11 protein-coding genes and 6 pseudogenes are annotated in these 18,859 nt (G+C 44.4%); 7 read left to right on the plus strand and 10 right to left on the minus strand.

Translation table 11 applies throughout. The features are described 5' to 3' along the window. Positions 1–503, minus strand: a pseudogene (locus L1D22_RS19610) (IS5 family transposase); the annotation flags it as partial. Positions 504–546: 43 nt separating this feature from the next. On the opposite strand from L1D22_RS19610, the pseudogene L1D22_RS19615 reads away from it, so the two are divergent. Next, a pseudogene (locus tag L1D22_RS19615) lies at positions 547–1,629 on the plus strand (alpha/beta fold hydrolase); the annotation flags it as partial. 121 nt (positions 1,630–1,750) lie between these two features. Here the strand turns inward: L1D22_RS19615 and L1D22_RS19620 are convergent. The 6 genes from L1D22_RS19620 to napF all read right to left on the minus strand — a co-directional run bounded on the left by L1D22_RS19620 (position 1,751) and on the right by napF (position 6,366). Beyond that, the gene (locus L1D22_RS19620) at positions 1,751–1,888 is read right to left on the minus strand and encodes a TIGR02808 family protein (protein WP_008219295.1); all 138 of its coding nucleotides are present in this window, start codon (positions 1,886–1,888) and stop codon (positions 1,751–1,753) included. Between the two features lie 11 nt (positions 1,889–1,899). After that, positions 1,900–2,478 carry a NapC/NirT family cytochrome c gene (locus L1D22_RS19625; protein WP_008219293.1) on the minus strand — a complete coding sequence of 193 codons (579 nt, stop codon included), beginning with the start codon at positions 2,476–2,478 and terminating at the stop codon, positions 1,900–1,902. 29 nt (positions 2,479–2,507) lie between these two features. Then, entirely contained in the window at positions 2,508–2,963 is a 456-nt protein-coding gene (locus L1D22_RS19630) for a nitrate reductase cytochrome c-type subunit (protein WP_008219291.1), read from the minus strand. 109 nt (positions 2,964–3,072) lie between these two features. Further along, entirely contained in the window at positions 3,073–5,562 is a 2,490-nt protein-coding gene (napA, locus tag L1D22_RS19635; RefSeq protein ID WP_239830936.1) for a periplasmic nitrate reductase subunit alpha, read from the minus strand. Then, the gene (locus tag L1D22_RS19640) at positions 5,559–5,864 is read right to left on the minus strand and encodes a chaperone NapD (RefSeq protein WP_017058194.1); all 306 of its coding nucleotides are present in this window, start codon (positions 5,862–5,864) and stop codon (positions 5,559–5,561) included. The genes napA and L1D22_RS19640 overlap by 4 nt, the downstream gene beginning before the upstream one ends. Before the next feature lie 22 nt (positions 5,865–5,886). Then, a complete protein-coding gene (napF, locus tag L1D22_RS19645; protein ID WP_123285648.1) occupies positions 5,887–6,366 on the minus strand; it encodes a ferredoxin-type protein NapF in 480 nt (159 codons plus the stop codon). Between the two features lie 253 nt (positions 6,367–6,619). Here napF and narQ point away from each other — a divergent pair, with 253 nt between their 5' ends. Together narQ and L1D22_RS19655 are read left to right on the plus strand one after the other, a co-directional pair. Then, positions 6,620–8,350 carry a nitrate/nitrite two-component system sensor histidine kinase NarQ gene (gene narQ, locus L1D22_RS19650; protein ID WP_239830937.1) on the plus strand — a complete coding sequence of 577 codons (1,731 nt, stop codon included), beginning with the start codon at positions 6,620–6,622 and terminating at the stop codon, positions 8,348–8,350. Continuing rightward, complete coding sequence (locus tag L1D22_RS19655; protein ID WP_008219279.1) at positions 8,337–8,969, plus strand: response regulator; 633 nt, start codon at positions 8,337–8,339, stop codon at positions 8,967–8,969. Before narQ ends, L1D22_RS19655 begins: the two co-directional genes overlap by 14 nt. A gap of 197 nt (positions 8,970–9,166) precedes the next feature. Here L1D22_RS19655 and dcuC read toward each other — a convergent pair whose 3' ends face one another. Together dcuC and L1D22_RS19665 are read right to left on the minus strand one after the other, a co-directional pair. Next, positions 9,167–10,534, minus strand: coding sequence for an anaerobic C4-dicarboxylate transporter DcuC (gene dcuC, locus L1D22_RS19660; protein WP_123285646.1), 1,368 nt, complete (start codon positions 10,532–10,534; stop codon positions 9,167–9,169). Between the two features lie 448 nt (positions 10,535–10,982). Beyond that, a pseudogene (locus L1D22_RS19665) lies at positions 10,983–11,210 on the minus strand (hypothetical protein); the annotation flags it as partial. Here L1D22_RS19665 and L1D22_RS19670 point away from each other — a divergent pair. The 4 genes and pseudogenes from L1D22_RS19670 to L1D22_RS19685 all read left to right on the plus strand — a co-directional run. Beyond that, a pseudogene (locus L1D22_RS19670) lies at positions 11,198–12,616 on the plus strand (lipase); the annotation flags it as partial. The pseudogenes L1D22_RS19665 and L1D22_RS19670 sit on opposite strands and share 13 nt — an antisense overlap. Further along, positions 12,606–13,758, plus strand: a pseudogene (locus L1D22_RS19675) (outer membrane protein transport protein). The pseudogenes L1D22_RS19670 and L1D22_RS19675, both read left to right, overlap by 11 nt. Before the next feature lie 109 nt (positions 13,759–13,867). Beyond that, positions 13,868–15,139: an efflux RND transporter periplasmic adaptor subunit gene (locus L1D22_RS19680; protein WP_239830963.1), complete on the plus strand. Its 1,272-nt coding sequence runs from the start codon at positions 13,868–13,870 to the stop codon at positions 15,137–15,139. Continuing rightward, the gene (locus L1D22_RS19685) at positions 15,126–18,203 is read left to right on the plus strand and encodes an efflux RND transporter permease subunit (protein WP_239830938.1); all 3,078 of its coding nucleotides are present in this window, start codon (positions 15,126–15,128) and stop codon (positions 18,201–18,203) included. The genes L1D22_RS19680 and L1D22_RS19685 overlap by 14 nt, the downstream gene beginning before the upstream one ends. 162 nt (positions 18,204–18,365) lie before the next feature. On the opposite strand, the pseudogene L1D22_RS19690 reads toward L1D22_RS19685, so the two are convergent. After that, positions 18,366–18,821, minus strand: a pseudogene (locus L1D22_RS19690) (2OG-Fe(II) oxygenase); the annotation flags it as partial. Between the last annotated feature and the right edge of the window lie 38 nt (positions 18,822–18,859).

Genomic DNA, 18,859 nt, shown 5'->3' on the forward strand with positions numbered 1-18,859 from the left:
ACTCAGCTCTGCTGCGACTATTTCGTGAGAGCTTGTAGCTACTGCAATATGCAGTTTAAGCCAGACTCTGCGCTTCCCATCAGAACCATACCATGCTTCTTGACCTTCCATTCACCCTCGCCATAAACCTTGAGGCCAGTGGCATCAATTGCCAGGTGTTGTATTGCTCCTCTGGTTTTGGTTTTAAATGAAACCTCAACTTCCTTAGCTCGACGGCTTATACAGGTGTAGTGCGGGCAAACAAGCGGGATGTTAGCCAGCTTAAATACAGAGTCTAGAAAACCTTGTAGCGCTCTCAATGGCATAGAGAAAATGCGTTTCACTATCAGTGCGGTAGTAATGGCTAAGTCGCTGAATCGGCGAGGTCTACCACGCTTGCCTTGTTTGTTTTGTTTCCACTCAGCTATCGTTTCCTCATCAATCCAAAAGGTCAGAGAAGCACGGTTGATTAAGGCTTTGTTGTACTGCTTCCAGTTAGTTGTTTTGTAACGAGGTTTAGGCATGAGGCTACGACGATTGATGGGTGTAGCCGATCAGATCGTAGCTTCTAGATTTAGTTCCATCGAATTACGCAACAAAGCCTCGATGGTACGTTGGTTGCTTGAGCAAGGGCACAGCGTGTTCATGATGTCTTGGCGTAATCCGGGTGAGGCACAGAAAGACCAAGAATTCGGTGACTATGTCACGGAAGGCGCAGTGAAAGCGGTCGCGGCGATTGAAGACATTACCGGTAAAGAACAAATCAACGCAGCAGGTTACTGTATCGGTGGCACGGTATTGGCTTCTACGGTTGCTTACTATGCGGCGAAACGCATGAAGAAGCGCATTAAAACCGCGACCTTCTTTACCACCCTGTTAGATTTTTCTCAGCCGGGTGAGGTTGGTGCGTATATCAATGAAACGATCATTAACGCGATTGAGAAACAGAACGACGCCAAAGGCTATATGGATGGTCGCTCGCTGAGCGTGACGTTCAGTTTACTTCGTGAAAACAGTTTGTACTGGAACTACTACATTGATAACTACCTAAAAGGCAGCAGCCCAATGGAGTTTGATCTGTTGTACTGGAACAGTGACAGCACTAACGTTGCCGCTAAATGCCATAATTTCTTGCTGCGTGAGCTTTACCTTGAGAATAAACTTGTTCAAGACAAAGGCGTGAAAGTAGGCGGTGTTTGGATTGACCTGAATAAGATCAAAATACCAAGCTACTTCATCTCGGCTAAAGAAGACCATATTGCCTTATGGCAGGGGACTTACCGTGGCGCACTGAATACCGGTGGTAATAAAACGTTTGTGCTTGGAGAGTCTGGTCATATTGCAGGCATTGTTAATCACCCAGACAAGAAAAAGTACGGATTCTGGCTAAACGATAACTTGGATGATTCTGCAGACGAGTGGCTATCGAATGCGACTCACAATGAAGGCTCATGGTGGACTCACTGGAATCAATGGCTGCAGGGCTTTGAAGCAGATGAGAAAATCGAACCGTTTAATCAAGGTTCTGAGCTGCACCCTGTAATTGGCAAGGCGCCGGGTAACTACGTAAAACAGGTACTTCCTATCGTCGATAAAGAGAACGTTGATACAGAAGTCGCAGAGAAAGACGTACCGGAAAGTGAGGCCTAAAGTACGTATACGTATTTGAAAGTACAGAACGTCAAACAATAAAAAAGCCACTGAATTCAGTGGCTTTTTAGTGTCAACTTATCTCAAGCATAACTGGAAAAAGTTAACGCAATCTCGATTCTTAATCGATTTCTTTGTCTTTACCCATAGATAAAATCCAAAGAGACACGGCTGCAACACCTACGAAGCCACCAAGAATGATAACTGGCATAGCACTGTAACCTAGGATATGCCAAATTACGCTCTCTAAAGTACTCATTCAATTGCTCCTTATTGCCAGCCTTCAACGCCGTGCATGTCTGGTAGTTTATGTGCGATGCCTTTGTGGCAGTCTACACATGTCTTCTCACCAGAAGCCAGCGCTGTTGAGTGTTGTTTCGCACTACGGGGACTCTGTTCGGAGAAGTCCATGTAATCGAACTGGTGACAGTTACGACACTCAAGTGAATCGTTCTTCTTCAATCGAGCCCATTCGCGCTCAGCTAAGTGATGACGACGCTCTTTGAATTTCTCAGGCGTATCAATCGTCTTTGAAATAAAGTGAGCATATAGCTCTTTTGATGCTTGAACTTTACGAACAATCTTATCCGTCCACTCATGCGGTACGTGACAGTCTGAACAGATTGCACGAACGCCTGAACGGTTAGAGTAGTGAATCGTCTCTTGGATCTCTTCAACGATAGGTGCGTGACAGCCAGAACAGAACTCTTCTGTATTGGTTGCTTCCATACCCGTGTTAAATGCCCCCCAGAATAAAAGACCACCAGAGAACCCCAAGAAAAGTACAAGGCCTACGGCTGCTTTACTTGGAGTTGTCAGTCTTTTCCAAAACGCTTTCAATAATTTCATATAATAGCCTCTCTACAATACGGCTAAGATTAGCGTAGTGAGTCAACAGGTTTGAACTCGTTCTCTACCAATGGTTTCGCATTAGCTTGAGGAACGTGACACTGCAGACAGAAGTAACGACGAGGTGAAACGTCAGCAAGTACTGCATCTTCACGGTTCATGTAGTGAGTAACACTAATTTTTGTTGCACCCATCTCTTTCGCATTTTTCCAGCTGTGGCAAGACAGACATTTGTTTGCGTTCAGAGAGACTTCGTAGCTACGGATATTGTGAGGTACCAATGGTGGCTGGTATACGTAATCGCTTTCAAGCACTTGGTCGCGAGGGTACTTTTTGAAGTCGTCTGCTGCGCGCGTTGCTTCAAGTTCACTTACACCACGTAAAGACTCTACGCCACCAATGCCGCCAGGGTTATCCAGCTCAGCTTGAGCCACGCCAGCTAGCAAAAGACCAGCTGATAGTAGGGCAGTAATCAGTTTTTTCATGTTAATTTCTCCGCCTAAAGGCTAATTCTTTGAGAGGGCTACTTTTTCTAAATGGTGAAAAAGTAGCCACAATATTAAACACTTAAGATCGTTTCTCTAAGCCTAGGGCTTAAGCAACTTTAGTGATCTTAACTGGACACTTCTTGTAGTCCGTCTGTTTAGACAGAGGATCCGTTGCATCCAAGATCAACTTGTTGATCAGAATTCTTGCATCAAAGAATGGTACGAATACCAAGCCTTGTGGTGGACGGTTACGGCCGCGAGTTTCAACACGCACACGAACTTCACCACGTTTGTTTTCGATAAGAACTTCATCACCACGGCGTAGACCACGAGCTTTAGCGTCAGCAGGGTGCATGTAACAAAGTGCATCCGGTACTGCTTTGTAAAGTTCTGGTACACGACGAGTCATAGTACCTGTGTGCCAGTGCTCAAGAACACGACCTGTACATAGCCACATATCGTATTCATCGTTTGGTACTTCAGGTGGCGCTTCGTATGGAGCATTGATGATCAGTGCTTTACCATCTGGTTTGCCGTAGAAGTCCCAACCAGAACCTTTCTTAGCGTATGGATCTGAACCTTCTTTAAAGCGCCATAGTGTTTCTTTACCGTCAACAACTGGCCAACGTAGGCCGCGTACTTTGTGGTAAGTATCGTATGGTGCTAGATCGTGGCCGTGGTCGCGACCAAAGGCTGCGTACTCTTCGAATAGACCTTTTTGAACGTAGAAACCTTGTGCTTGTGCATCGTCGTTAAGCTCTTGAGCTTCAGACAGAGGGAAAGCATCAACATTGCCGTTTTTGTAAAGCACGTCGTACATGGTTTTGCCACGGTACTCAGGCATTTTCGCAACCAGTTCTTCACCCCAAACTTCTTCAATAGTAAAGCGCTTAGAGAATTCCATGATTTGCCATAGGTCAGACTTAGCTTCACCTACCGTTTTCACTTGTTGGTACCATGCTTGTGTACGACGCTCTGCGTTACCGTAAGCACCTTCTTTCTCAATCCACATTGCTGTAGGAAGGATAAGGTCAGCCGCTTGAGCTGTTGCTGTTGGGTACGGGTCTGAACAAACAATGAAGTTATCTGGGTTACGGTAACCAGGCAGACGCTCAGTGTTGATGTTTGGACCAGCTTGCATGTTGTTGTTACACATTACCCAGTAAGCGTTGATCGTACCGTCTTTTAATGCACGGTCTTGAGCAACAGCGTGTTTACCAGGTTTTGCTGGGATAGTGCCTTCTGGAAGTTTCCAGATGTCTTCTGCAATTTTACGGTGTTTAGGGTTAGCAACCACCATATCTGCAGGTAGACGGTGAGAGAACGTACCTACTTCACGAGCTGTACCACACGCAGATGGTTGGCCAGTTAGTGAGAATGGGCTGTTACCTGGAGTAGAAATCTTACCTGTTAGAAGGTGGATGTTGTACACAAGGCTGTTCATCCATACACCACGAGTATGTTGGTTCATACCCATTGTCCATAGAGACATTACTTTGATGTTTGGATCCGCGTATTGCTTAGCAAGCTTGATCAGGTTCTCTTCAGATACGCCTGACATTTCAGATGCTTTTTCTACTGTGTACTCAGCAACAGACGCTTTGTAGTCTTCGAAAGAGATAGCAGTCATTTCACCTGAGTTAGGGTTTGCTGCTGCTTTCTGTAGTGGATCATCGTCACGAAGGCCGTAACCGATGTCTGTTGTTGCTTGCTTGAAGTTCGTGTGTTTGTTCACGAAGTCCCAGTTAACTGCATCGTTTTGGATGATGTAGTTTGCGATGAAGTTTGCAATCGCAAGGTCAGACTGAGGGTTGAAGATGTAACCAGTGTCTGCAAGCTCAAAAGAACGGTGGTAGTACGTAGATAGTACGTTTACTTGAACGTGTGGGTGGCTTAGACGACGGTCTGTAATACGAGTCCATAGTACTGGGTGCATTTCTGCCATGTTTGAACCCCACAGTACAAATGCGTCTGCGTGTTCAAAGTCATCGTAACAACCCATTGGCTCATCGATACCGAAGGTACGCATGAATGCACCTACCGCAGAAGCCATACAGTGACGAGCGTTTGGATCGATGTTGTTTGAACGGAAACCCGCTTTCATCATCTTAACGGCTGCGTAGCCTTCCATTACTGTCCACTGACCAGAACCGAACATACCAACACCTGTTGGGCCGTTCTTCTTAAGCGATGCTTTCCATTTCTCAGCCATCACGTCGAACGCTTTGTCCCAAGATACTGGTGCGAAATCACCATCTTTATGGAACTCGCCATCTTTCATACGAAGAAGAGGCTGCTCTAGACGGTCTTTGCCGTACATGATTTTTGAAAGGAAGTAGCCTTTGATACAGTTAAGGCCTTTGTTTACCGGTGCTTCTGGGTCGCCTTGAGTTGCAACCACTTTGCCGTTTTGAGTACCTACTAGTACCGAACAACCCGTACCACAAAAACGACAAGGCGCTTTATCCCACGTGATTTTTGTTTGATCAGAGCTAGCAATCAGGTTGGTTGCTGTTGCCGGTAGTGTTACACCTGCAACGGCTGCCGCTGATGCAGCTGCGTTTGCTTTCACAAACGCACGTCTTGTCATTTTCATACTTCACCCTCAAGTTGAGAATTGTTGCTTCCAGTTTCTAAATCCGTTTCTTCTAGTCCAGTTTCGATTTGGTGATAAACCAAAGCTGTCCCTAAAACGTTCTTAATGTTGTTTATTGCTTCGATGGTGTCCGTTACAAAACCTTGGTTTTCGGTTTCTAGGACCACGATGATTTTGCCTTCAGGGCTATCTCCGTAGATCTCAGCGTTATCGAATTGCTCGATCTCTGCTTTTATCTCATTGAGATGCTCTGGGCTCACATGCACGACTAAACTTGATATATGCACTTCATTTAGTGCCATAAATTGCTCTCGTTATTTTTATTTATGCATTACTCACAAGAATAGCTGAAGTAGGGCAAACTGCTACGCAGGCTCCACAACCGTTACACTCATTTAACTCGATTTTTGGTAGAGCAACACTGCCTGCTCTAAGTTGAAATTGAATGGCCATAGGTTCACACATGTCACCACAGCTTCGGCATTCAACATTTTGTTGCGCTAAACACTTATCAGAAATACGTGCTTTTGCTTGCCAAGGCTCTCCTTGCTTTGGCGTAAAAATGGGTTCAGGACAAACGTCTGCACACTGATAGCAGAACGTACATTCATCAATTGAGAAATCGACAGTAGGAAACCCACCATCGCCTACAATGATTATCTCAGTCTCACAACTCTCGATGCATTTACCGCAGCGAGTGCAGTCATCTGCAAAGCTTTCTAGGTTTTTAATCCAAGGCAAACGAATCTGGCTTGAATCAACTTTTCGTCTAGAAAATAGACGGCGTTTTGATAGATCTACCACTAGATACCCATAGATGTTGCTAAGATGTTGTAATTGTAGGTCATTATTCCATTAATATCTTGTAATTTGTCCTCACAAGTAGTGTAGTTTTAGAAACAATTGTATAAATACCCCCTTAGGGCTAATTGAGGGCATATATTGTCTCAGATCAATAAATTACGAAGCGAGTGATCACATATTGAATGGAGCTATGATTTTTGATGTGTGACAATACGATCTTGCTGGCAAGTCATTTATCAATAGGAAGGCTCTTTTGCTTATAAAACCGGTTTCATCTGTAACGAGTACGATAGCCAAATCACTGCTGTCTATACTGCTGTTGTCGGTTGCTACGACTGGCTTTGCTATCTTTACATTGGCTTCAAGCTTGAATGATGCAGAAGCGGTGAACGTCGCAGGTTCAATGCGAATGCAGAGCTACCGTCTAGCCCATGATATTCAAATAGAATCAGTTGATTATGATTCTCATATTCACGAGTTTGAGCGATCGCTTTACTCTCGATCCATGACCAAGTTGGTCAGTTGGAATGTTCCGACGGACATCACAGAAGATTATTACTTGATCATTGGTCGTTGGCATGAATTGAAGCGAGTATTGAACAGTGAAGATCGAAAGCACTATCTCGTATTAGTTGAAAACTTCGTGACTGAAATCGATGGCTTCGTTTTTAAGCTGCAAGAGTTCTCTGAAGATAAGCTGATTAAATTGGCGTGGGCTGGTGGTATTGGTTTAGGCGGAATTCTCGTCATATCTCTTTTTGTTGTTCACTTTGTACGTAAACAGGTTGTTAAACCTCTGCATGCCTTAGTTGGAGCTAGCCAGCGAATCAAGAACAGTGATTTTGAGGTAGAACTCAAAGTGAACAGTAACAACGAAATGGGTATTCTGACGAAAACCTTCAACTCGATGGCGAAAGATCTCGGCGTGCTTTATCGCAATCTTGAAGATGTAGTAGATGCTAAGACGGTAGAACTACAAAATGCTAACCAGTCATTGCAGGCACTTTATAACTCGTCACAAGAGCTCACGGTGACGCGTATCGCGCCTGAAAACTTCCGAGCTATCTTGCAGCATCTCGTAAGCTTGGAAGGGATTGAATCATTGAGGCTAGAGATCGTAGATAACTCAGGCCGTTCATTGATTATGGATGAAGGTTACGATTCGAATTTAGATTACGAAAAGTTCGAGATGAAGTTGGATGATAACGAACTTATTCTTGGCTACTTGTACTGTTCTTATCACCACGGGCATTCTACCAAGGCGCTGATCGAGAGCTTTATTCAACTGTTATCTCGAGCTATTTATTATAATCGCGCTCAAAAGAAAGCCGAACAGCTTATTATTATGGAAGAACGTGCGACGATCGCACGTGAGTTACACGATTCACTAGCTCAATCACTGTCATACTTGAAAATCCAAGTTACATTATTAAAGCGTGTGATTGGTAAACTACCAGAGCAGCAACACAGAGAGCAGTCAGAGCAAATAGCGTCGGAAATCGGTAATGGTTTAGCAGACGCCTATACTCAGTTAAGAGAGCTACTCACCACATTCAGGTTGACCATAAAAGAGGGCAACTTTGGAGATGCCTTGAGCACCATGCTTGAGGAACTCAGTGAAAGAACCGATGCGAAGATTAACCTCACCAATAATCTTTCATCGATTGAACTTGATGCACACAGTCAGGTTCACTTGCTTCAATTGATTCGTGAAGCAACAATAAACGCAATAAAACACGCCAATGCCGACTTGATAGATGTATGCTGTATCGATGAGGACGGTGAAGTGTTAGTCGTGATTAAAGATAATGGAGACGGCTTTGACTCAAGTAGTTCTAAAATGAACCACTATGGGATGAGCATTATGCAGGAGCGTGCGGCAAGACTGAATGGCGACTTAACGATTGAAACGGCTCAAGGTGAAGGCTGTACAGTCATATTGAAATATAAAAGTTTGAAGGAAGTTAAAGTTGACGATTTGTAAAGTAATGCTGGTTGATGATCATCCATTGATGCGCAGAGGTATAAGCCAATTACTGAGCTTTGAAGACGAATTCGAAGTGATTGCAGAAGCAAGTAACGGTACTGAAGCAGTTGCTCTCGCTCATGAAGAAGAACCTGATTTGATCCTTTTGGATCTCAATATGAAGGGCATGTCTGGGTTAGATACCTTGAAAGCACTTCGTACTGACGGTTCAAGCGCAAACATTGTAATCCTGACAGTCTCTGACAGCCCTGCAGACATTGAAGCGATTGTAAAAGCGGGCGCTGATGGCTACCTGTTGAAAGACACTGAGCCTGATGAACTGATCGAACTGCTTAAGCAAGCACACAGTGGCGACAAAGCTTACAGCAGTGTGGTTGCTCGTTACCTAAACGACGCTGGCAGCCGCAATGACATCTTCGATCAACTGACTGAACGTGAAATGCAGATCCTTCAAGAAGTCGCGAAAGGTTACCGTAACAAGCAGATCGCTGACCATTTGTTCATTTCTGAATCGACAGTTAAGGTACATATGAAGAGTCTGCTGAAAAAGCTACAAGTGCCTTCACGTACCGCTGCAACCGTTCTTTACCTAGAACGCTACGGAGAAATGAAGTAGGGCTTGTTCCTTTGAAATTAAACTATTTCAAGCCGTGCTGCTTATTCGTATCTCCACAGCTTTAACGATGTTGAGAAAGTGATATTAAAAAGGCGCTGAACTTATTAAGTTCAGCGCCTTTTTGTTTAAGCATTTTATATCTGTATTGGTGTTCTTCGTGTTCTGTGCTTCGTTAATGGAACACAGGAACTTGAGGCTTAAGCCGTCATTGGAACCAATACCAGCGTACCGAAGATAACCGTGATAAGACCACAGATTACTGGTACCGATGTACGCTTAACAACTTCGAATGGGCTGATTTTACCCATACCTGATGTTGCTACTACTACGCCAGATACTGGAGAGATAGTACGACCTAGGTTTGATGCTTGAAGCATTGGGATAATTAGGAACGCAGGGTTTAGTCCCATTTTCGCTGCTAATGATGGTGCAAGTTCTACGAAAGCATAGAAAGGTGCGTTACCAGAGCCTGTCGCGATAGCGGCAGCAACCGTAAGACCTGTCAGGATAAGCATTAGTGCGATACCGCCAGCGCCTGCTGCTTCAGCAAGGCCAATTAGGTTATCAATCGCGCCGATAGACATTAGCCCTTGAGCAAATACACCCGCCGCAACCAACAGCATTACCACGCCTTTAAATGCTTCTGCCATGCCTTGGTAACAAGAATCTAGGTCTTCTAGCGTTTTCTCACCGTCGAACTTCTTCACAACGTAGTCGATGATCGCGCCAACGAAGATAGAACCAACAACGATAGTGTAGATATCAAGCTTAAGGCCTGGGATAGTACGGCCGTTGAATAGGAAAACACCGATGATTGGTAGGAATGGTAGAGCAGCGTAGAAAGCGGGTGCCGTTGTTTCAATTTCAGAAACGTCTACTTTTTCCATTGGTGTGTTTTCTTTCTTATCTAGGTATTTGTTCCAGAAGAAAGCAGCCGCAGCCATCACGATGATTGCACAGATAGACACTGGCAGTACCGTTTGAACCGCAAACACATCTAGGTCTAAGCCTGATTTTTCTGCAGCGATAACTACGTCACCTGATGTAGGAGAAAGAATGATTGCTGCTGGTGAAGCACATACCGCAACCGCAGCAGGGCGAGAGATACCCATTGCTGTCATCATCGGGAATAGTGTTGCCATCAATAGTACGCCAAGGCCTGTTGCAGAACTTACTGCAAGAGACATTAGACACGCTACTATGTACGCAGCAACAAGCAGTGCGTATGGAGATTTGATTACAGACAGTGGCTTAGAGAACTGTTTAACTACCACGTTGTTTGCGCCGATGTGAGTCATATAAGAAGCGAAACCACAAAGAAGCATGATTTGCATGCCTAGGCCGCCGCCACGGTACTGAAGCATGTACTTAACGAATTCTAGTGAGTCGGTAACCATGTTACCTGTTGAAGCTACCTTAGCTGGTAAAACTGTGTGACCAATAAGGCCAGTAATAAGAAGTAGGGCAAGGCCAGCAGTTAATAATACGCCCGCTGCCTTATAGCCTTTTACAATAAAGTAACCAACAGCGATGGTAATCACTAATCCGATCAAGAGCTCTAACATAGAAATCTCCACAAAGTTTAAAAAATATAAGAAAGTGTTTCAGAATATGACAATGAATGTACAGAAAACTGCACTGTGGCACGAGGCATAGTTGAGGTTGATATGATCTAAGACAAACATTTTTTGCGATGTTAATTGTGGTTGTAAATCATACATAACTACTGTTGTTTAGATGTTAATAAACAAATTATATCGCTCGCTAGAATATAGCTTGGATCATTTTTGTTGTGCGAGGTTGCATATGAAGGTTTTGGTTTATAAAATTATGATTTTTCTAGCTTAGTGGTAGAAATCAAAAGGAAAGGGTCATTTCTTACATTCAGGAAGGTATTTTTTGAATCTGAAGATTAGAAGATTAGAATCTGACGCCTACTTTATTTGGGAAATAGCAGACGCCAGAGTTAAGTCACACAAAAGTTACAGAGTTCGGCCTTTTGGTGAGGAAAGGTTAGTTGATATTTACGTCCGGATCCGAAATAGAATAAGCGGGCAAGTCAGCACAAGCGACCTTCTTGCAGAAATGAATCATCCCGCGTTGAGTCACCAACAACAGTTCTTTGTCGTTCAGTGGAATGTAGGTCATCGCATCGGAAGAAAGCACCGCACCTTCACTGATCATGACTTTCTCATAAAACGAGAGATCTCTATCTGGGATGATCTGCTCGTGTTGAGTCTCCTTTTACTGAAGATCGAGAGTCTGAATGCACCATTGATGAGTTTGACCCGAAAGAAAACTGCCCACCACTCTATGAATGGATTACTAATGCTGATGGTGGCTTCCCTACTGCTGAGATGTCATCCCCTAATGTAATTGAATTCCTCAATATCACGGTTGATATTTATTTGCCAAATTACGAAGACACTCCAAGGCCGATAGAAACGTCGACCGGATTTCCGACTGCGATATTCATCCACGGTGTTACTGCGGAGCTCGGTACAGCATCGTTGATGGCTGCGGAATATACAAAAAAAGGTTATGCCGTTGTTGCGATTGATATGCCATATCATGGGGAACGAATGCGTTATGACAACACTGATACTGACCCCAACGATGGCGAAAAAACAGGAGTAGAAATCAGTGCTCGAGCAAACAAGGCGTTCTTCATCAATATTGATTCTACTTTAGCGCTTCGTTCTAACCTTCAACAATCTGTCTCCGACTTTTTAGGTCTTCGCTACGCGTTAAGCCAAGAATCTTGGGTAAAAAAGGATGATATTCATTTAATAGGACAATCACTAGGGTGAATCATGTCAGTGATGGTGAGTGAATTCAGCCAACCTACTCGTAATTTGGGTGATAACTCAGACTTTGCATTTAACACGGTGAACTTTGTTGTACCTGGGCAAGGGCTAACTAATCTGGTTTTGTCTTCGCAAACCTTAGGCCCAGAAATGTCCGAAGGTGTTAAGAAGTCTCCTGATGTTCAGCGTGGTATTGCTGAGACTGTCATTCCTGATATCTGTACCGCAGAGGCAACAAACCAGCAGTGCATTGAAGCACTTCGTGAGTTTGTCGCACTTTCAACAGATAACGCGCTGCTTGTGAGTTAGTTGGAGAATGACATCTTTGATCTGGTTGTAACTGACCTTAAACAAGGGGTTCAAGCAACGATTGATAGCGCTGATCCTGCTAGCTTCATCTCTCGTCAAGTTGAGGCTGAGCAACCAACGCTTTTGTTAGCAGCCGTCGGAGATTGTGGTGAAACCTGTGATGTAGGTGTCGATTACGTGCCAGACAGCGTAATTCCAAACACGGCACCAGATAACATTCGCACTGGTACCGAGCCACTTATTACTGCACTTGGGTTAGATCCAATAACAGGCACATCAGACAATAAAAATGAAAAACGTGGCGCTGTTAGAACTACCACGGGTGGGCACGGTACATATTTGTTCCCGTATGAAGGTCCTGTTGATGAAGACGGGCTACCAGGTATGCCGGGAGAAAACATGTCTGACGTGCGTGAAGCGGTGACAACTCAACAAATCGCCGTTGCTTCAATGGTAATGAGTGACGGTGCAGTAGTTGTCATTAATAACGAAGATCACATCGAAACAGAGGTGCCTGAAGATGAAGAATAAACTTTTATTGGGCACTGCCGCCGCTCTTGTCCCTTACCTGACTAATGCGGCTGGATTTCAACTTAACGCGCGGTCTGCAACAAGCTTAGGCCGTGCATTCGCCGGTGATGCTGTAATGGCATATATCGAACAACCTATGTTATCGGTAGGTGCTGTCTATATCGATAGCGGAATTGATGTGTCGAATGTCAGTTACACACCTTTAATGGGTGATACCACATCATTGGATGACCAAGAACTTAGCGCAGGTACGTTAGTGCCGAACATCCATTACGTCCATCCAATTCAAGACTCAAAGTTCACTTTGGGTGCTACCGTGCATTCCAATTTCGGCACTGATGTTGAGTTTGATGACTCATTTTCAGCAGATGAGTTTGGAGGAAAAACGGCACTCTCAAGCATCAACGTTGGCTTTGCTGTCGCTTATGAATTATCTGAAAAGATCAACTTGGGCGCAGGTATTGATGTTATCTACGGTGAAGGTGAAATTCACCGTAAGAACCTACTTGATGTTGATGCCGACGGTTTTGGTTTAGGTGCCAATGTTGGTGCAACGTATCAGGTAAATGAGCGCAATAAATTTGGTATTACCTACCGGTATAGCCCGGATATTGAAGTGGAAGGTGACATCACAAAAGGCGGAGTTGCTGCCGACAAGATGAATGTACCACTGCCAGATACATTGGAGTTTTCTGGTTGGCATCAACTTAACGAGCAATGGGCATTTCATTACAGCCTGCAATGGGTGAATTGGTCTGAGTTTGATTCACTGACTTCAGGCTCTTATGACGATTCAATTAAAGAGTATCGATGGAAAGACGCAGGGCATGTATCGGTGGGGGGGGACTTACACAATGTCGAAAGACGTCGTGCTGCGTGCTGGTTACATGTATGACATGTCTCCAACCGATGAGCTGACCTCTTTATCGATACCTGATGTGAACCGTCACTGGGTGACTGTTGGCGGAACTTACCACTTCACTGATGACAACTCGGTGGATGTAGGTATCGGCTTTATTATCGGAGAATCACAAAATATTGACGAAAGCCTGACGACGATTCCAGGAACGAGTTCCAATATTACTGCAGATGTTAGCGCTGATGCTGTTTTACTTGGTGTTCAATATCAACATCGTTTTTAACTTTTACTTTGGAGTTTAGAACGAGAACTTTAGGAATCATATAAACATTGCTGGGCTCGACAGTGAGTTGAGCCCAATCCTCATTATTAGCTGTTTTAGCATTATTTAAATAGCTGGAAGCTCATTAAGTAAAACAATCTGTTTGGCTCTGTTTGCCTTACATATCACTCCCACATTTGCCGAAGACTCGCCCCTGATTCCAGTGACCATTGAAAAGGCTCACAAACAAGCATTCACTTCTTCAATCAACGAAGTCGGCAAAATTAGAGCAACAGATTCTGCTGCATTGACCTTTAGCGCTTCCGACAAAATTCTCGAAATCCATTTCAAAGATGGAGATTCAGTTAAGAAAGGTGAGCTGATTGCTCAACTAGATAATACCAAAGCGAAAGCCGATTTAGATAAAGCGAGAAGCTCGTTAGCACTGGCGAAATCGAAATTAAAGCGAGTACAAGAGCTACTGAAAAAGCAGCCTGATTCAATGTCTCAACAAGATGTTGAAGAGCTAAAAGAACAAGCGAACCTTGCAGCCGCTGACTTCCGTCAGAAAGAGGCGCTAATGAATGATTATTTATTGGTGGCGCCTTTTGATGGCCAGCTAACGAACTTCACTCACTCAGTGGGCAGTAAGATTGATAGTGCAACCGCGTTGGTCAGTTTGATCAAACTCGATCCTGTCGAAGTTCAGTATTCAATTGGGCAATCGGACCTAGGTAATGCGAAGCTAGGACAGAATGTATCGATCCAAGTTGATGCATTTACTGATGAGGCTTTCTCTGGCGTCGTAGACTACATTGCTCCAGCTGTTGACGAAAGCTCAGGCCGAGTAGAGGTTCACGCGCACGTGACCAACCCAGAACACCGCTTGGTTCCGGGCATGTTTGCCAAGGTGAGTCAGATGACCAGTGAAGACTCAACGAAAATGGTCGTTTCTCAAAACGCGGTCCAAGCCAAAGATGCAGAGCGTTTCGTTTGGGTAGTAAATGGAAACAACATTGAACAACGAATCGTTGAGCTCGGTGTAAATACTAATGATGGATATGTCGTTGTCGAAGAAGGGTTACAGCTAGGTGATAACGTAGTAGTTACGGGCCAGCAAAACCTAAAGAAAGCCTCTTTAGTTAAGGTTATGAACCCGAATGTTGAGCAAAAAACAGTAGAGTTGATGCCTCAAAAGGTAACTGAACCGGTTGAACAAACCACTGAAACACTACTTGATGAACAATACCCTGTAGAGCCGACGGTTGATTGGACTAACGACTCAAAAGATTCAGAAGAAGAGCCAAATGCAGCCAGCAAAACTAAGGTGACTGCTGAGCAAAGTAGTCAATCAAACAGCAAGGAAGCGATATCGAAGGAGAGCACGAATGAAGCTTCCTGAGATTTGTATTAAGCACCCTGTGTTTGCGTCAGTTCTGAGTATCACCATTGTTTTGCTTGGGCTTTTGTCGTTTCAAAAGCTCTCAATCCAGTACTTTCCAGAACATAAAACACCGTCAGCAACGGTAACGGCTGCGATCAATGGTGCGAGTGCGGAGTTTATGTCACGCAATGTGGCAGATAAACTGATCACCGCGGCAACGGGTCTTGATAGTGTTAAGACCATGACCACGGATTGTCAGGAAGGCACGTGTAATCTAAAAATCATCTTTGAAGATGACATTAATGACGTCGAATACACTAGCCTGATGAACAATCTTCGCAGTAGTGTTGAGGCTATTGGTGACTTCCCGCCGAGCATGACCGATAAACCAACGGTCACCGACGACTCATCAGACACCAGTATGCCAAGTAATATCATCACATTTGTGAACACTGGCAAAATGTCTAAACAAGATATGTACGACTACATTAGCCAACAAGTTGTACCTCAGTTTAAACATATTCAAGGTGTTGGTGGTATTTGGGGGCCGTACGGCGGTAGTGAGAAAGCGGTGCGTGTTTGGTTGCAACCGGATCGTATGATGGCGCTCAACATGAGTGCTTCTGACGTTGTCGGCACTTTAAGTTCATACAACGCAACGTTTACCGCGGGTACCATCAAGGGGCAAGTGCGAGATTTCTCTATCAATCCAGTAAACCAAGTCACCAGCGTTGATGACGTGCGAGATTTGGTGGTTCGTGTCGATAATGGCAAGATCATTCGTATAGGTGATATCGCTGAAGTCAAAATGGGTGAAGAGAGCCTTACACCAAGTATTCTACGTGTAGACGACAACTTAGCAATGTCGATTCAGGTCTTGCCTCTCAAAAGCGAAAACCCAGTAACGGTTGCTAATAAAGTTAAGAAGCAAATTGATCTGATTCAACCTCAGTTGCCAGAAGGCATTGAGATGAAAATGGTCTATAACCAAGCGGACTTCATTAAAACGGCGATTGATGAAGGCTTCATGACTTTGGTTGAAGCGATTGTTCTCGTTTCTGCTGTTGTTGTCTTGTTCTTAGGCTCTGTTCGTGTGGCTTCGATTCCGATCATCACCATTCCCGTGTGTGTGATTGGGGTGTTTGCCGTGATGCATGTACTTGGTTTTAGCATCAATGTACTGACGATTTTGGCGATCATCCTTGCAATTGGTTTAGTGGTCGACGATGCGATTGTTGTTGCTGAGAACTGCTACCGTCATATCGAAGAGGGTGGGACACCGTTTAATGCGGCAATTAAAGGGTGTCGAGAGATCGTCTTCCCAGTGATTGCTATGACGTTAACATTGGCGGCTGTTTACTTACCAATTGGCTTGATGGCGGGCTTAACCGCTGACCTGTTTAGACAATTTGCTTTCACGTTAGCAGCAGCGGTCATTATTTCTGGGTTTGTGGCGTTAACGCTTTCGCCAATGATGAGTGCTTATTTAATGAAGCCTGTATCAACTCCGGCTAAGTGGTATCAAAAGGTTGATGCGAAACTGAATGTGTTATCGGATTTATACACCAAAGAACTGGGCAAATGGTTTGATCGTAAGGCTCTGATGAGTGGTATTGCTTTGGTACTGATCGCTTTATCTGCCTTAGCGGTTTGGAAAATGCCTCAAGTATTACTTCCAACGGAAGATACCGGTTTTGTTGAGGTGACTTCTACGCCACCAACTGGTGTTGGCCGTCAGTACCATTTAGATAACAACGAGCAGCTTAACAGTGTGTTCAAGGGTAATAGTTCAGTAGAAGCGAACTTATCTTACATTGAAGGTACACCGACTAATCACGTGTTGCTAAAACCATGGGGAGAGCGTGACCAATCTGCAGATGAACTGGTGAATGAGTTTATTGCCAAAGCGCAAAGTTCAGTATCTGCGTATGGTATGTCTTTCAAGGTTCGCTCTGCGGATAACTTGAACATTGCGACTAACATGATTCTCGAACTCACGACCGTGAACCGTGATACGACAGTCTTGTCTGAAACGGCGAGCAAAGTGGTAGAGGCACTAGAGAATTACGAGGGTGTGACCAACATTAAAAACTCGATGTTGCGTGACCAGTTACGCTATGACTTGTCGATAGACCGCAATGCGATTGTGCTATCTGGCGTGGATTACGGCAATGTCACCAATGCCTTATCGACATTCCTTGGTTCAGTGAAAGCAGCAGATCTACAAGCGGACGATGGCTATACATACCCAATTCAAGTTCAAGTAAACCTGAGCGATCTTGGTGATTTCAAGGTACTGGATAAGCTGTATGTGGATTCACAATCGGGACAAAGGCTTCCTTTGTCTCAGTTTGTATCGATTAAACAAGTCACATCGGAATCGAACTTCAAGACGTTCATGGGTAAAGACAGCGCTGAAATTACGGCAGACTTAATGCCCGGATACACGGCAAGTTATGTTAAAGCCTATATTGATGATACGGTTCCAAGCTTATTGAAACCGGCGCAGAGCTACGAATTCAATGGCATCGTTAAAGATCTAGTTGATTCAACCGCGGGCGCACAAGTGCTGTTCGTATTGGCGTTGATTTTCATCTTCCTGATTCTAGCGGCGCAATTTGAAAGCTTTGTCGACCCTATGATCATCTTGTTAACGGTTCCATTATGTATTGTGGGCGCGATTTTGACGCTGTCGGTATTTGGTCAAAGTCTGAATATTTACTCCAAGATAGGGTTGCTGACATTGGTTGGCCTAGTGACTAAGCACGGTATCTTGCTAGTGGAGTTTGCGAATGAGAAACGTAAGTCTGGCGCCAGTGCGCAAGAAGCGGCGATCAGCAGTGCTCGTTCAAGGTTGCGTCCTATCTTGATGACGTCACTCACGATGATCCTAGGCTCATTGCCGTTAGCACTGGCTGATGGTCCTGGTTCATTGGGTCGAATTAATATTGGTTTGGTACTGGTAGGTGGCTTGTCTGTCGGAACTTTCTTCTCATTGTTCTTAGTGCCAGTCGCGTATGTTGGTATGGCGAACCTAAAGCAAATGGACGTATTGACTCGATTGAGAACCAAACCAGCCTAATCTAGCTAATCGATTACGATTAACGTAATTGAAGATACAAAAAAGCGCCCACCAATATTATGGTGGGCGCTTTGTTATTTACGACTGCTAGTCGCCTGAACAAGCTAATCCGAACCGAACAGATTAAAACGAAGCGAAGCTATCTAGAATGGTGGAACCTATCTAAAATGGCGCGAAGCTGTCAGGCACAACCGTAGGGACAGTCCAACGCTGATGAGCGTCTACCGATTCCAATCCTGAGTTGTGCTGTGGGATCTGTCCGCGGTCGCCATACAACCACAATACGAAGTTAGATCGCTCACCACTGGTAATTGGCAACGCGGCGTGTGCTACGTTTCCTCGGTGGATCATTGCCATGCCGGGTGTAAATGTCGCCTCATTCATTTTGCCCGTTGCAGGGTCATAAAAGTTGAGTGCAGAGCCTGAAAACGCTTCATCGGGTAAATTCAGATTTATGTTGAGCGTAACAGAAGACGCATCAGTATGAAGGCGCAAAGATGTGTCTTTGTTCGCTTGATAATGAATAGAGAATCCAAATGTTTGCGTATCATACCCCATGATTTCTGGGAACAACAAACGCGCAATTGGACGCATGTAACTGTTGAGCAGTTTTCGATAACAAGAACAAGAAGGTTCTATATTGGTGACTAAAAACA

This window comes from Vibrio sp. Isolate34 (assembly GCF_022397915.1).
Taxonomy (GTDB): Bacteria; Pseudomonadota; Gammaproteobacteria; order Enterobacterales; family Vibrionaceae; genus Vibrio.

Coding starts and splice junctions, on each gene's coding strand:
- L1D22_RS19620 (WP_008219295.1), bottom strand. CDS start 1,888: ATGAGTACTTTAGAGAGCGTAATTTGGCATATCCTAGGTTACAGTGCT.
- L1D22_RS19625 (WP_008219293.1), bottom strand. CDS start 2,478: ATGAAATTATTGAAAGCGTTTTGGAAAAGACTGACAACTCCAAGTAAA.
- L1D22_RS19630 (WP_008219291.1), bottom strand. CDS start 2,963: ATGAAAAAACTGATTACTGCCCTACTATCAGCTGGTCTTTTGCTAGCT.
- napA (WP_239830936.1), bottom strand. CDS start 5,562: ATGAAAATGACAAGACGTGCGTTTGTGAAAGCAAACGCAGCTGCATCA.
- L1D22_RS19640 (WP_017058194.1), bottom strand. CDS start 5,864: ATGGCACTAAATGAAGTGCATATATCAAGTTTAGTCGTGCATGTGAGC.
- dcuC (WP_123285646.1), bottom strand. CDS start 10,534: ATGTTAGAGCTCTTGATCGGATTAGTGATTACCATCGCTGTTGGTTAC.
- L1D22_RS19685 (WP_239830938.1), top strand. CDS start 15,126: ATGAAGCTTCCTGAGATTTGTATTAAGCACCCTGTGTTTGCGTCAGTT.